Source organism: Streptomyces sp. Xyl84, assembly GCF_059731885.1.
The window spans coordinates 5,115,242-5,128,879 of the sequence record NZ_AP029182.1; the positions used below are offsets into that span (position 1 = coordinate 5,115,242).

Below are 13,638 nucleotides of genomic sequence, written 5' to 3' on the forward strand. Positions count from 1 at the left end.
CCGGCCGAGCGCCCCGGTCAGCCGCAGCAGCCCCCGCCGCAGCAGCCGCCCCCGCCGCCCGGTCCCTGGGCGCGCGGGGCGCTCGCGGAGCCGCCCACCGCGACCGTGGACAGCAGCTTGACGGTGTCGTCGTGCCCGGCGGGGCAGGTCGCCGGGTCGGCGGACTGCGCCATGGGACGGTTCAGTTCGAAGGTGTCGCCGCAGCTGCGGCAGCGGTACTCGTAGCGAGGCATGTGTCCAGGTTAGGACAGGCCCCGACGGGCGTGACCGGAGACACAAAGCTTGGTGGTTCTTGTGTGTTCGCTTCTGTCCCGTTCTCATGCGGAGAAATTGAAAAGACGGCTGATAATTTTGTCTCGCCGTGAGGGCCGCGAAGCGGCTGGGAGTGAGGGGGCAGGCGGCCGCGGTTGCGGCGGCTGTGTCGACCCGCGCGAGCAACACGGGGTGCGGAGGGAGACGCAGTCGTGAGCGAGGCAGGGCAGGGGGAGGGCCGTCCGGAGGAAGGCCGCCCGCCCCGGGCGCGCCGGGCCGGGCCGGGCAGCGCCCCGGACGCGCCGGACGTGCCGGACACCGGCGGGGACGGAGCCGCAACGCGCGGACGCGCGGACGAGACCGTCCAGTTGAGCGTCGACGCGCTGCGCAAGGAGCGCGCGGCACGGCAGGACTCCGGCGCCGCCCCGCGCCCGGACGAGACGATGCAGCTGAAGGTCGACGCCCTGCGCGCCCGCCTGCCCGGACGCCCGCGGCGGCCGCGGGAGCGCAGCGAGCGGGAATCCGGCGAGCCGCGCGAGCGGGGAGCGGACGAGCGGGGCACGCGGGAACCGGACGGCCGGGCTCCGCGGGAACAGGACGGCCGTGGCGGGCGGGAACAGGACGGGCCGCAGCCGCACGAGACCATGCAACTGCGCGTGTTCCGGCCGAAGTCGGACCCCACCCGCGCCTCCGGCCCGAGCGCATCGGACCCGACCCGCGCATCGGACCCGACCCGCGCCTTCGAGGCGTCCCCTGCGGCCGAGGATGCCCGTACGTCCGAGGCGTCCCGGGCCTCGGACAGCGCCCGCACGCCCCGGCGGCGGGCCGGGCGCCGCAAACCGAGCCGGCCGCGCATCCTGCCGCACGCCGTCACCCGCGTCACCGACCCCGTCGCCCGGCGCCTGGCGCCCTTCCTCGCGGTGCTCGCGCCCTGGGCCCGCAAGCTCAAACCGGTCTACCCGCGCCGCGGACGCACCGGCTGGCGCCGCTGGATGCCCTCCTGGCGGCAGTGGATCGGCCTCGCCTTCTCCGGCATCGGCCTGACCACCGTCTTCCTCGTCGTCGCCTACGCCGCCACGGACATACCGGAGAACCTGAACTCGTACGCCACCCAGCAGGACAACGTCTACTTCTGGTCCGACGGCACCCCCATGGCCCGCACCGGCTGGGTCCAGCGCCAGGCGATGCCGCTGAAGGACATACCCGAGGACGTCCGCTGGGCGGTGCTCGCCGCAGAGAACGAGAGCTTCTACAGCGACCCGGGCATCTCCTTCAAGGGCATCACCCGTGCCCTGTGGCGGACCGTCGGCAAGGGCGACACCGAGGGCGGCTCGACCATCACCCAGCAGTACGTCAAGAACGTCTACCTGACGCAGAACCAGACCGTCAGCCGCAAGTTCACCGAGGCGATGATCTCCCTCAAGCTCGACAACAAGATGAGCAAGGACAAGATCCTCGAGGGCTACCTGAACACCAGCTGGTTCGGCCGCGGCACGTACGGCATCCAGCGCGCCGCCCAGGCCTACTACGGCAAGGACGTCAGCGAACTCAACGCCAGCGAGGCCGCGTTCCTCGCCTCCCTGCTCAAGGGCGCGGGCCTGTACGACCCCACACTCGGCCCGGCGAACCACGCCCGCGCCGTCAAGCGCTGGAAGTGGACCCTGGACCGCATGGTCAAGATCGGCAAGCTGTCGAGGGACGAGCGCGCCAAGTACACGGCGTTCCCCGAGCCGCTCCAGCGCAACCCGCTCTCCGACACCGGCCAGCAGAGCGACTACCTGGTCGAACTGGCGTCGCAGTACGCCAAGGACACCGCACACCTGTCCGACAAGGACTTCGACCTGGGCGGCTACCAGATCTACACGACCTTCGACCGCAAGCGGGAGACCGCCCTCACCGACGTCGTCACCAAGGCCCGCAAGGAGGCCCGGGAGAGCGACCCGAAGACGGCGAAGACCGCGCACTACGGCGCCGCCTCGGTGGCCGCCGACGGCCGGATCGTCGCCGTCTACGGCGGCCCCGACCACCGTACGCAGGGCTACAACGAGTCCAACGCCGCCACCGTCCCGGCCGGTTCGGCCTTCCAGCCGTTCGTCTACGCGGCCGGCCTGGAGCACGGTGTCGTCAAACAGCGCGACGCCCCGCGCGTGCAGATCTCCCCGGACACCGTCTACGACGGGGACGACGCCGTGCCCGTCCACACGCCCGAGGGCCCCTACTGGGACCGCAGCGGCCGCAAGGTCGCCGCCCACAACGACGGCAAGAAGTCCTTCGGTCCCGTCACCCTGCGCAAGGCCCTCGCGCAGTCCGTGAACACGCCGTTCATGCAGCTGGGCATGGACACCGGCCTGGACAAGGTCAAGGAGACCGCCGTCGCCTCCGGGCTGCTGTCCTCCAGCATGGGACCGCAGGTGCCCGCCCTGTCCACGGGCAACGCCCGGCCCAGCGCCATCCGCATGGCCAGCGGCTACGCCACCTTCGATGCCGCGGGCGTGCACACCGAGCCGTACTCGGTGCTCCGCATCACCCGCAACGGCTCCGTCGTGCCGGTGGACCGGCCGCTGAGCGGGCAGGCGGTCAGCACCCGTGTCGCCCAGCAGGTCGACGACGCGCTCGCCGACGCCTTCCGCACCGCCCACCCCGGGGCGGCCCCGGCAGCGGCCAGGGTCACCGGCAAGGCCGGCACCACCGAGGACGACACCGCCGCCTGGTACGTGGGCAGCGCGCGGAAGGTGACCACGGCGGTCGTCCTCTACCGCATGGACCTGGCCAAGAGCCTGGAACCGCTGCCGCTGAAGGGGATCGACACCACCGGAACCGGCAGCGTCCCGTATTCCATCTGGGAGGGTGCCATGACGCCACTCGGCTGACCCGTCTCGTGAGCCGCCCCCGCTGCCGGCGTCCCCCGCCCAGCGGAGCCTGCGGCAGCCTCCCGCAGCCCTCCCCACGCAGATTCGAGCCGCCCATGAAGCCGCCCCCCGGCCGCCGTCGCAAGGCCCCCGCGCGCCGCCGCCCCTCCCGACCGCAGTTCATCACCCTGGCCGCCTTCCTGGTCGTCGCCTCCGTGGTGGCCGGCTTCCTCGCCCTGACCCGCCCCGACTCGACCGCGCCGACCGCCTCCGACGGCGTGAAGGGCACCACCCGCAAGAGCCCCGCCCCCTCGCCCACGGCGAGCAAGGAGCCCGAGTGGGACGGCAAGGTCAAGGTGCTCGGCGACGGCTCCACCTCCTACACCGGGCCGCAGAAGGGCGAGTTGAAGCCCGTACCGCTGAAACCGGGCGAGAAGCCGCCGCAGTTCGTGGTGTTCTCCTGGGACGGCGCGCTGGAGGGCAGCGACCACCTGTTCTCCCACTACCGGGAGCTGGCCAAGGAGTACAACGCCCACATGACCTTCTTCCTCACGGGCATCTACCTGCTGCCCAAGAGCAAGAAGAGCCTCTACCACCCGCCGATGCACAAACCCGGTGACGCCGCCATCGACTACGCCACCGACGAGCACATCCGCGACACCCTGGGACAACTGCGCCTCGCCTACGAGCAGGGCAACGAGATCGGCACCCACTTCAACGGCCACTTCTGCGGCTCCAAGGGCGGCGGCGACTGGAGCGTCAAGGAGTGGAAGAGCGAGATCGACCAGTTCTACGACTTCGTGGAGAAGTGGAAGACCAACACCGGCTTCAAGGACATCGCGCCGCTGCCCTTCGACTTCCGCAAGGAGGTCACCGGCGGCCGTGCGCCCTGCCTGGAGGGCCAGCCCAACCTGCTGAAGGCGATGAAGGACTACGGCTGGCGCTACGACGCCTCCTCGCCCGGTGACTTCCAGATCTGGCCCACGAAGAAGAACGGCATCTGGGACTTCCCGCTCCAGATGCTCCCCTACGAGTCCGGCAAGTACCAGGGCCTGTCCATGGACTTCAACTTCCTCTACAACCAGTCCGAGGGCGAGACCAAGGGCGACCCCGCCAAGTACCCGCAGTGGGAGAAGCAGACCGTCGACTCGTACATGGCGGGCTTCAACCGCGCCTACTACGGCAGCCGGGCACCGCTGTTCATCGGCAACCACTTCGAGGACTGGAACGGCGGCATCTACATGAAGTCCATCGACCAGGTCATCAAGAACGTCTGCACCAAAGAGGGCGTCAAGTGCGTGTCGTTCAGGGAGCTGGCGGACTGGATGGACGTGCAGAAGCCAGAGACGCTGCAGGCCCTGCGCGGACTGGATCCGGCGCAGTCGCCCGACTGGTCGTCGGTGGTCAAGTGAGCCCGGTAACCCCTTGGTTGCGCTTGCGCACACCCTCTTCACAACCGGCGCTCACATCATGCGAAGATGCGACCGCCCGGTAGGTGTACCGGCGTAGAGGGGAACATCATTGAAATCCAGAAAACTGAGCCGTAAGCGGCGTCGCGCCACCATAGTCACCGCCGCTGCCGCCTCGGTGGTCGCGGGCGTGGCCCTGGTGCCCAACTGGAGCGCGGGCGCGGCGGTCACCGACGACCCGACGGTGGACGCGGCCACCAAGGCCACCTTCCAGAAGCTCGCGGACGCGGTCTTCACCGACCGCACCCAGGCCCTGGTCGACGGCGAGGCCGGCGGCGGGCAGGGGAAGAAGGGGCACCACGAGCGGCTGTCCTCGCGCTTCTCCGGCAAGGTCCGCATGTCCGGCACGCAGTCCCACCACGAGGACTCCGCGCTGTCCGAACTGCGCGGCCGCAAGGACCGCCTGGAGAAGCTCGGCGAGAAGTACAGCGCGGGCAGCACCACCGTCACGCTGGACGCCACCCAGGTCAAGGGCCACGACGCCAAGGTCGCGGTGACCGAGAGCACGACCCTGACCTACGAGAAGGTCCGCGGCAACGAGCCGAAGAACACCGGCTTCCAGGCGCACCACGAACTGTCGTTCCACGCCGACAAGCACGGCAACTGGCAGCTCACCGGCATCCGCGACACCGACGACGGCGTGGCCGTGAACCAGCCCGCCGCCCCGTCGGCCGCGAAGCCCGCCACGGCCGCCGACGACGGCAACCCGCCGGACGCGCCGCGCTCGTCGACGGCGAAGAGCGCCCCGGCCGACAAGAAGAACCTCACTTCGGGCACGTACGACTACCAGGCCATGGCGGCGTACGCGAAGAAGTACTGGAGCAACTACAACCCGGACTACCCGAACTTCAACGGGCAGGGGGCGGGCGGCGACTGCACCAACTTCGTCAGCCAGTCCCTGAAGGCCGGCGGCTGGAAGCACGTCCCCGGCTACACGACCGACTTCCACAAGTGGTTCGGCAACAACGAGATCCAGTCGGACTCGTTCGTCGGGGTCAACGAGTTCTCCTGGTTCGCCCTGTCCTCCAAGCGGGTCACCAGCCTGCCGTACGTCTACCAGATGGACGTCGGTGACGTGCTGCAGGTGGACTTCAACCGGGACGGGTCCAAGGACCACTCCATGATCGTCACCTACCGCAGCCCGCAGGGCGTGCCGTACGTGTCGTACCACTCCACCAACACCTACAACAGGTCGGTGGCGAGCCTCATCGCGTCGTACCCGAACGCGTACTACTACGCCTACCGCACGTGACCGCTGCCGGTGCCACCACCGGTGTCTTAGAGCTGCGAACAACGGAGCGGGAGCCGGGCCACCGCGGGCCCCGGCCTCAGTGACCGGCTCCCCGCTCCTCGCGGATCTGCGACACCACCCGGGCCGCCGTCCGCCGGACCGCGTCGGTCTCCGTCAGGAAGTGCCAGTAGTCCGGGTGGCGGCCCTCCAGGTCCGTGACCGCCCGTTCCAGCCGGGCCACCGCGTCGTCCAGCGGACGCGCGTGCCGCGGATCCGGCGTCGTACGGCCCGTCATCGCCAGCCGCTGCGCGTCCCGGATCGCGAACCGGGTCTTCTCGATCTCTCCCTGCGGGTCCTTCTGCACGGCGTTCAGCCGCGTCAGCCGGTCCCCGGCCGCCGAGACCGCCTCGTCGGTGGTGTTCAGCAGCGCCCGCACCGTCGACAGCAGCGCCGTCGCGTCCGGCCAGCGCTGCGCGTCCCGGGCGGCCTGCGCCTCCGTCAGCCTCGCCTCGGCCTGCCGCACGTTCTGCGCGGCCTGCTCGGGGACGTGCTGGAGGTCCTGCCAGCAGGCGGCCGTGAACCGCCGCCGCAGCTCGCTGAGGACCGGCTCCACCTGGCCGCTGCGGGTGGTGAGCGCCTGCGCGCGGGTGCGCAGGGACACCAGCCGGTGGTCGATCTCGGCGGCCTTCTCCGGCAGCCGCCCGGCCTCGGCCCGGATCGCCTCCGCCTCCCGCGACACCCGCTCGGCCCGCTCCAGCGTCGCCTGCACGCCGTGCTGCCCCGCCCCCTGGTTCAGCTTCGTCAGCTCGGGGGCGAGCGCGGCCAGCCGGGCCGCGAGGTCGTCCGCCCTGAGTCCGGCGCCCCGGGTCGCGTCCAGCGCGTTGCTGGCGGCCAGCAACGCCTGCCGGGCGCGCTCGACGGCGGGCGCGAGCCGGGCCAGCTGGGTCTCGGCCTTGCCGAGCAGCGGCCCGAGCCCACTGCTGAAACGGTCCAGCTCGCGCTTGACGTCCAGCAGTTCGTCCTTCGCGGCGGTCAGGTCGGTGCGGGCCCGGGCGGCGGCGGAGGCCTCCAGGTCGTCGCGGTCCAGGTCGGTCGCGTCGACGGCCTGGATGTAGCGCCGGCTGGCCTCGTCGATCCGCCGGCCCAGCGCCTCGAAGTCGGCGACCGCGCGGCGGGCGGCCGGCGAGGCGTCGACGGCCGTGATGGTCTCCATCGAGATCCGCAGGTCGCGCTGGGCGGTGTCCAGTTCGTAGAAGGCGGACGCCGCCGCGTCCTTGGCCGCCTGTGCCTCGGCCCGCTGGCTCTCGGCCCGGCCGCCGAACCAGCGCCGGGTGCCGCCGCCGGCGAAGGCGCCGGGCAGCGCGAGCACGGCGAGCAGGGGCAGGGCCACGAGGGCGAGCACGTCACCGGCGGGCCGGGCGCCGGAGCGGGACCGCCGGGAAGCCGCGCGCGGCCGGCGGGAGGGGTGGGGCGCGGGCGGGACGGCTGGTTCCGGCGCAGCGGCCGGACCTGCCGGGGTGGCTGGTTTGCGCGCGGGGGGCGGTCCTGCCGATGCCGTCGGCACCGTGACCGTTGCGGTCGGGGTGACCGGTGCCGTGGACGTAACCGTGGCCGGGGCGGTCGGGGTGACCGGTGCCGTGGACGTAACCGTGGCCGGGGCGGCCGGGGTGGTTGGTGCCGGTGGAGAGGCCGGTCCTGTCCGCGTGGCAGGAGCAGCCGGAGTGGGCGGTGTCGCCCCTGCCGCCGGTGTGGCCGTCATCCCTCTCCCCGTGCCGTCGTCCGCCCCGCGTGGAATCAGCGTGGAAATCATTCTCCCACCAGTGCAGGACGAACACACGGGCCGATCAGTTCGCCGTACGCACCGTGATGCTTCCGTCGGCGGTCCGCGCGGACACGACGTGGGCGCTGGAGGCGTCGCGGGGCACCGACACATGGGTGGAGCCGTCGTGGGTCCTCGTCGTCACCCGGTACGGGGCCCGGGGCAGCGCCACGGTGACGGAGGCGTCGGAGGTGTGCGCGTCGACGAGGTCGGGCACGGCGCCGAGGTCGAGGTGGACCGAGCCGTCGACGGTGGTGGCCCGCACCCGGCGCGAGGACACCTGCGCCCGCACGGAGCCGTCGTGGGTGCGCAGTTCCAGCGGTCCGGTGCTGCCGGTGACGCGCACGGACCCGTCCGAGGTGCGGATGTCCAGCGGATCCCTGAAGCCGTGCGCCCGCACGCTGCCGTCCTTCTCCCGCACCTTCACGGTGACGCCGCGCGGCACCTCGATCCGGTGCCTGGCGTCGCAGTCCGCGACGATCCCGGAGCACTTCAGGCGCAGCACCAGCCGGTCGTCCTTCATGGACCAGGTCACCCGCGGGTCGTCGCCCACCAGCACGTGGCCCTTGAACCACCGGGTGACCCGGACGGTCTGCGCCTTGACGTCGTCGGCGGAGACGATCTCCAGCGCCGAGTCGTCGGAGTCCACGGTCAGGGTGCGGCCGTGCAGGGCGAAGGAGCGGTGTTCGGGGTCCTTGTCGTCCCCGGCCGAGCCGCCGCAGGCGGTCGCCGTGGCGAGCAGGGCCGCGACCACGCCGGTGACGGCGACGGCACGGACGGGAACGGTTCGGGACATGACGGTCTCCCCCTGGGACAGGCCGGTACGGACTGACGTGGACGGTGTGCGGACGGTGTGTTCCGCTGTGGTCACCATCGACCGTAGGGGGAGCGGGCGGGGCGGAGAATCCGGTGCACCGGCGGATCGGCGGTGGGGAAAACCCCCGTGCGTGCCCGGTGCGTGCCCCCGTGGGAATGCCGAAGGCCCAGGTCCTCGGGGGCAACCCCGTGGACCTGGGCCTTGGCTCGCGTGTCGCGACCGCGGTGGGCGCGGACGGTTTCGAACCGCCGACATCCTGCTTGTAAGGCAGGCGCTCTACCCCTGAGCTACGCACCCGGGACGAGTGGACAGCCTACCCTGCCGGGGGGACTGCCCCGCAAACCCGTTGCGCGCCCCCGGGCGCGGTGCGGCGGACCCGGGGGCGGGCCGGGCGGCGGCGGATCATGCGCCGTCGGTCCCGTCCCCGCCTCCGGGTCCGGCGTTCTCGTGGGCGTGCTTGAGCCGGCTGCGTGCGGTGACGGCGTCGGTGCCGGTGAACTCGGACCAGTACCGGTGGGTGGTGACGAACACCGCCAGCTCGTGCTCGCGGCGGCGGAGCTTCTCCACCTCGGCCTGTTCGTCGGCGGTCCAGCCCGGCGAGGCGGGGCGTTCCACCTTGCGCCAGCCGCCGTCGTCGCTGAACCCGTCCAGCGGTTCGACCGACCACGGCAGCCGTTTCAGCAGGGCGGACAGCTCGGCCCGGACCTGATGCAGTTCCTCCTGGCCGGCGAGGAGGTCACTCGGGAAGTCATAGGGCGTAGCCACGCCGCAATGCTACGCCTGTTCGATTTTGGGTCGCGACTTGCTTCGGTGGGCTCATCCGTTCGAGAACTCGCCGGTCACGGCCCGTTGTCAGACCCCTGTCCTACGGTGGCGGAATGGAGAAGACGGACGGTGGCACGGACACGACGGCGGTACGGCTGGAACCCTGGGGCGAGGACGACCTGTGGCTGCTGCGGCTGCACAACAGCCCCGAGATGACCGCGCACCTGGGCGGCTCCGAGAGCGAGGAGAAGCTCGCCGAGCGCCACCGGCGCTACCTGGAGCTGCCGGCCGGCCGGATGTACCGGGTGGTGTCGGCGGACGACGGGCGCACCGTGGGCTCGATCGGCTTCTGGGAACGGTCCTGGCGGGGCGAGACCGTGTGGGAGACGGGATGGGCGATATCGCCCGCCTTCCAGGGGCGGGGACTGGCGGCGCGCGCGGCGTCGGCGCTGGTGGAACAGGCGCGTGCCGCCGGCACGCACCGTCGGCTGCACGCGTACCCGAGCGTGGACCACCCCGCCTCCAACGGCGTCTGCCGCCGGGCCGGCTTCACCCTGCTGGGAGAGGCCGAGTTCGAGTATCCGAAGGGTCACTGGATCAAGACCAACGACTGGTGCCTGGACCTGACGGCACCGGCGGGCCGGCCCGACGGCCCGCGGTGAGGAGACTGGAGACATGTGCCGGAGCATCAAGACGCTGCGTCCGCCCGCCCTGCCCGAGGAGGCGACGGGTGACGAGATCCGCGCCGCCGCGCTGCAGTACGTCCGCAAGGTGTCGGGGTTCCGCGCGCCCGCCGCGCACAACCGCGAGGTCTTCGACCACGCGGTCGAGGTGATCGCGGCGGCCACGGAGGAACTGCTCGCGGGACTGGAGGTGCGGGGACAGGGGACGCGCACAGCGACCGGGTGAGGGCCGTCCGCCGGGCCGGGCGGACGGAGACCGACGACAGGGCCTAGCTAGGACGCCTTCGGGTGCTCCGGGGTGCGGCGCATCAGGTACGCCGCCCCGGCGCCCGCCACGAACAGGGCCGCCACGGAGACGCAGGTGGCGAGCCAGGCGGCGCCCAGCCAGCGGGTGCCGAAGTAGCCGAGCGCCACGCTGTAGGCGGCCCAGGACAGGCCGGCCAGCGCGGACCAGGGCAGGAACTCGCGCACCCGGCGGTGCGCCGCGCCCGCGCTGAACGAGACGACCGAGCGGCCGGCCGGGGCGAACCGGGCGATGACCACGAGCGCACCGCCGCCGCCGCGCGCGAGGGCCGCGCCGAGTCGTTCCTGCGCGGTGCTGAGCCTGCGGGAGCGGGCGATGGCCCGGTCCAGGCGCTCGCCGCCGCGCCGGGCCAGGCGGTAGGCGAAGAGGTCGCCCAGCACCGAGGCCGTCGCGGCGCACAGAATCAGCGCGAGGATGTCGGGCACGTCGTGCGGGACGTGCCCGGCCGCGGCGCCCGTGCCGGCGGCGGCCGCCGTGGCGGCCGTCACGATCAGGACACCGCTGGGCAGCACCGGCAGGAAGACGTCGAGCAGCACCGAGAGGGTCACCGCGACATAGATCCACGGAGTGCCGGTGAGCGCCCCCACCCTCGCCACACTCTCCAGCACCGCGAACTCCCTGAACTCCCCCGTGGACCGGACCGTGTGCCGCGATGTCGCGGGGGAGCGGCAGGGGCGGTCTGTGAACAGCCATACAGCGTACGCCTGGGGTGTGACAGGAGGTCCACGGGGGGGCTCAGGTGTTCGTGAGGGGAGCAGGAGACCGAGCGTTCGCGGGACCCGGCAGGCCACGCGGCTCAGGGGACGCGAGGCGGCCGGGGCACCCGCACCCGGCCTCGGATGCGCGCCACGGCGGAGCACCGGCACCCGTCCGGGATGGGCGCCGCGGCCGGGGCGCCGGCACCCGCACGGGGCGGGCGCCGCGGCGGGGGTGGGCGCCGTGCCGGGCGGGTGCCGCCGGGTGGGGTGCCGGGCGGCCGTCAGGCCGCGACCGGTGTCTGCTCGGTGGCGGGGGTGCGCTGCGCCGAGCGCCGGGCGAGCAGCCCGTCCAGGGCGAACGCGCCGGACCCGGTGAAGACCAGCAGCAGGAAGGCCCAGCAGAACATCACCGGCATCTCGCCGCCGTTCTGGATCGGCCACAGCGCCGCCTTCTGGTGCACGTCGAAGTAGGCGAAGGCCATGGAGCCGGAGGCGACGAACGCGGCGGCGCGGGTGCCCAGGCCCAGCATGACGAGGGCGCCGCCGACCACCTGGATGACCGCCGCGTACCAGTTCGGCCAGGTGCCGGCCGCGAGCGTGCCGCCGTGGGTGCCCGGCGCGCCGCCGAGCACGCCGAAGAGGGACGCGGCGCCGTGGCAGAAGAAGACCAGTCCCACGACGATGCGGAAGAGGCCGAGGACATAGGGCTGCGCGGAGTTGAGACGTCCGGTCAAGCCGGTCATGGGGGGTTCTCCTTCGGTCAGGCCGGCCCGGGGAGGGGCCGGCTGGGGGACGCGTCCGAACGGGTGACCTAGGTTAGGTCGGCCTAATCAGTACTTGCAAGTTCAACATCTGGCCAGAGTGGGGGTCCCGCCCGGGTTCCGTTTGACGCGGTACGCAGCGGATTGGGTGAAGTGCGCGAACCTCCCGCGGGGCGGACAACCTGGTGAATAACGGGGTGTGCCACCAGGTGGACCACCGGGCGCCCCGGAGACCGCGCGGGACTCCGCTACGGCCCCCGGCCGGTCCCGGCCGGCGGTCGCGGCCTGCGCCCGGAGCCGCCGCTGACGCGGCCGGCGCGCACGCTGACGAACGCCGAGTTGACGAACACATGACCGAACCAAAAGAGCCGGGTACGGCCCCGGGCGGCCGATGGCTCGGATCAGCCATCGGCGGGCGGGCGGCGCGCGGAGGCGGGCGGACCGTGTCCGGCCGGGCACCCCGCCGACCCCGCCAGGCGGCCCGGCTCGGACGGGCGCGCTCGGACAGGCGGGGCGGAGGGCCGGACGGAGCGGCGCGGCGTCTGGCCGGGCGATGCGACGGCGGGCGGCGGGCGGACGGCGGCCGGACGGCGCAGCGGCGGCCGGACGGCGGCGGTTGGGCGGCGACGGTGGCGGTCGTGGCGGGACGGCGCTGACCGGGCGGCGGTGGCGGGCGGCGTGACCGGATCCCGGTGGCCGGATGGCGGTGGCGGGCGGCGGTGACCGGATGCCGGTGGCCGGATGGTGGAGGAGGGTGGCGGTGGCCGGATGGTGGTGGCGGGCGGCGGTCGCCGGGAGGTGGCGGCCGGGCGATGGCCGCCGGACGGCGAAACCCGCCCTCCTCCGTCAGCCCGTACGGGCGTGCGCAGTAGGGCGGGCGGAGGGCGGGGCCGAAGGGGGCGGTGACGGGAGGGGCAGCCGTGGACGGGGCCCGTGGCGCGGCGGGGCCCGTCAGCAGCTTGCGAGGTAGCCCTGGAGGGCGCTCTTCTCCGCGGAGTCGACCGACAGGTTGTAGTAGTACTTCACCTGGACCCAGGCGCGCACGTACGTGCAGACGTACGCCGACCGGGACGGCACCCAGGTCGCCGGGTCCTGGTCGCCCTTGGCCTGATTCACGTTGTCGGTGACGGCGATGAGCTGCGGGCGGGTCAGGTCGTTGGCGAAGGCCTGGCGCTGCGCCGTGGTCCACTTGCTCGCCCCCGAGTCCCAGGCCTCGGCGAGCGGCACGAGGTGGTCGATGTCCAGGTCGGAGGCGGCGGTCCAGGTCGCGCCGTCGTAGGGCGAGTACCAGCTGCCGCTCGTCGCGGCGCAGGAGGAGTCGGTGGTGACGTTCGAGCCGTCCCGCTTGAGGACGGTCTCGCGGGTGTTGCAGCTGCCGCTGATGGTGATCCAGTGCGGGAAGAGGGCGCGGTCGTAACCGGTGCGGTTCTCGGTGGCGACGGTGAGGGAGGCGAGGTAGCCGCGGGCGGTGGCGGCGCTGACCGGTGTGGGCAGGGCGGCGGAGGCGGCCGGGGAGTTGATCAGTGCGGCGGTGGCGAGGAGGCCCGTGAGGGCCGTGAGTATGCCCAGTCGTCGACGCGCGTAGAACGCGGGCCGGGAAGACCTGCGGAACCTGCGGACCATGTGAACTCCCTTGAGTCGTGGGGGTTTTCGGCGCGAGTGTGGGAATGCTCGCGGCGGCGCGTTGCGGGGAGGTGTGCGCGCGGTGAGAAGTTAGTGACGCGTGCATGACATGACAAGCCCCGTGACAGAACTTCCGGTCGCGTAGGATGGACGGCGCAGAAGGGGAGTAGCTCTTCGCCGGACCGTCGACATACTGCTCAGCTGGGCTGAGCCGGCGCCCGGAGGCAGGCCTCGGACAGGGTCCGGGGGCGGCCAGCGAGACCTTCGGCACAGCAGTGCACGCCCGTGCGTACGGCACGGGTGCATCCGTGCGCTGCCCTGCCGAGGCTCTGGTCGCACGGATCGCAGCACTCTCGGCGGGGTGGCC

At 72.6% G+C, this 13,638-nt stretch carries 13 protein-coding genes and 1 tRNA gene; 5 read left to right on the plus strand and 9 right to left on the minus strand.

The genetic code is table 11. The features are described from left to right. Positions 1-17: 17 nt before the first annotated feature. Positions 18-233, minus strand: a complete 216-nt coding sequence (locus AC6I72_RS22175) for an FmdB family zinc ribbon protein (RefSeq protein WP_366728648.1) — start codon at positions 231-233, stop codon at positions 18-20. Between the two features lie 462 nt (positions 234-695). On the opposite strand from AC6I72_RS22175, the gene AC6I72_RS22180 reads away from it, so the two are divergent. From AC6I72_RS22180 to AC6I72_RS22190, 3 genes are all read left to right on the plus strand, one after another. Beyond that, on the plus strand, positions 696-3,122 hold the full coding sequence (locus AC6I72_RS22180) for a transglycosylase domain-containing protein (protein ID WP_498004776.1): 2,427 nt from the start codon (positions 696-698) through the stop codon (positions 3,120-3,122). 95 nt (positions 3,123-3,217) lie between these two features. Continuing rightward, positions 3,218-4,513, plus strand: a complete 1,296-nt coding sequence (locus tag AC6I72_RS22185) for a polysaccharide deacetylase family protein (protein ID WP_498002893.1) — start codon at positions 3,218-3,220, stop codon at positions 4,511-4,513. Positions 4,514-4,688: 175 nt separating this feature from the next. Next, positions 4,689-5,822 (plus strand): amidase domain-containing protein, encoded by a 1,134-nt coding sequence (locus AC6I72_RS22190; RefSeq protein ID WP_498004777.1) that lies wholly within the window; start codon positions 4,689-4,691, stop codon positions 5,820-5,822. 76 nt (positions 5,823-5,898) lie between these two features. On the opposite strand, the gene AC6I72_RS22195 is transcribed toward AC6I72_RS22190, so the two are convergent. From AC6I72_RS22195 to AC6I72_RS22215, 5 genes are all read right to left on the minus strand, one after another. Continuing rightward, positions 5,899-7,203: a hypothetical protein gene (locus tag AC6I72_RS22195; protein WP_498002894.1), complete on the minus strand. Its 1,305-nt coding sequence runs from the start codon at positions 7,201-7,203 to the stop codon at positions 5,899-5,901. 1 nt (position 7,204) lies between these two features. Then, positions 7,205-7,636 carry a hypothetical protein gene (locus AC6I72_RS22200; protein ID WP_498002895.1) on the minus strand — a complete coding sequence of 144 codons (432 nt, stop codon included), beginning with the start codon at positions 7,634-7,636 and terminating at the stop codon, positions 7,205-7,207. A gap of 9 nt (positions 7,637-7,645) precedes the next feature. Further along, positions 7,646-8,416, minus strand: a complete 771-nt coding sequence (locus tag AC6I72_RS22205) for a DUF4097 family beta strand repeat-containing protein (protein WP_498002896.1) — start codon at positions 8,414-8,416, stop codon at positions 7,646-7,648. A gap of 246 nt (positions 8,417-8,662) precedes the next feature. Further along, positions 8,663-8,734 (minus strand) — tRNA-Val (locus tag AC6I72_RS22210). Between the two features lie 105 nt (positions 8,735-8,839). Continuing rightward, positions 8,840-9,202: a DUF8825 domain-containing protein gene (locus tag AC6I72_RS22215; RefSeq protein WP_498002898.1), complete on the minus strand. Its 363-nt coding sequence runs from the start codon at positions 9,200-9,202 to the stop codon at positions 8,840-8,842. Positions 9,203-9,315: 113 nt separating this feature from the next. Here AC6I72_RS22215 and AC6I72_RS22220 point away from each other — a divergent pair, with 113 nt between their 5' ends. Next, positions 9,316-9,864, plus strand: coding sequence for a GNAT family N-acetyltransferase (locus AC6I72_RS22220; RefSeq protein WP_498002899.1), 549 nt, complete (start codon positions 9,316-9,318; stop codon positions 9,862-9,864). A 13-nt stretch (positions 9,865-9,877) separates the two neighbouring features. Continuing rightward, positions 9,878-10,111: a DUF2277 domain-containing protein gene (locus tag AC6I72_RS22225; RefSeq protein WP_498002901.1), complete on the plus strand. Its 234-nt coding sequence runs from the start codon at positions 9,878-9,880 to the stop codon at positions 10,109-10,111. Between the two features lie 47 nt (positions 10,112-10,158). Here AC6I72_RS22225 and AC6I72_RS22230 read toward each other — a convergent pair whose 3' ends face one another. From AC6I72_RS22230 to AC6I72_RS22240, 3 genes are all read right to left on the minus strand, one after another. Next, complete coding sequence (locus AC6I72_RS22230) at positions 10,159-10,797, minus strand: DedA family protein (protein WP_037854155.1); 639 nt, start codon at positions 10,795-10,797, stop codon at positions 10,159-10,161. Between the two features lie 371 nt (positions 10,798-11,168). Further along, positions 11,169-11,621 (minus strand): DoxX family protein, encoded by a 453-nt coding sequence (locus AC6I72_RS22235; RefSeq protein ID WP_498004778.1) that lies wholly within the window; start codon positions 11,619-11,621, stop codon positions 11,169-11,171. Between the two features lie 978 nt (positions 11,622-12,599). Beyond that, positions 12,600-13,271 carry an HNH endonuclease family protein gene (locus AC6I72_RS22240; RefSeq protein ID WP_498002903.1) on the minus strand — a complete coding sequence of 224 codons (672 nt, stop codon included), beginning with the start codon at positions 13,269-13,271 and terminating at the stop codon, positions 12,600-12,602. Between the last annotated feature and the right edge of the window lie 367 nt (positions 13,272-13,638).

Excerpts from the sequence above, each read along its gene's own strand:
- AC6I72_RS22175 (WP_366728648.1), bottom strand. The coding sequence starts at position 233 with ATGCCTCGCTACGAGTACCGCTGCCGCAGCTGCGGCGACACCTTCGAA.
- AC6I72_RS22180 (WP_498004776.1), top strand. The coding sequence starts at position 696 with ATGCAGCTGAAGGTCGACGCCCTGCGCGCCCGCCTGCCCGGACGCCCG.
- AC6I72_RS22185 (WP_498002893.1), top strand. The coding sequence starts at position 3,218 with ATGAAGCCGCCCCCCGGCCGCCGTCGCAAGGCCCCCGCGCGCCGCCGC.
- AC6I72_RS22205 (WP_498002896.1), bottom strand. The coding sequence starts at position 8,416 with ATGTCCCGAACCGTTCCCGTCCGTGCCGTCGCCGTCACCGGCGTGGTC.
- AC6I72_RS22220 (WP_498002899.1), top strand. The coding sequence starts at position 9,316 with ATGGAGAAGACGGACGGTGGCACGGACACGACGGCGGTACGGCTGGAA.
- AC6I72_RS22225 (WP_498002901.1), top strand. The coding sequence starts at position 9,878 with ATGTGCCGGAGCATCAAGACGCTGCGTCCGCCCGCCCTGCCCGAGGAG.
- AC6I72_RS22240 (WP_498002903.1), bottom strand. The coding sequence starts at position 13,271 with ATGGTCCGCAGGTTCCGCAGGTCTTCCCGGCCCGCGTTCTACGCGCGT.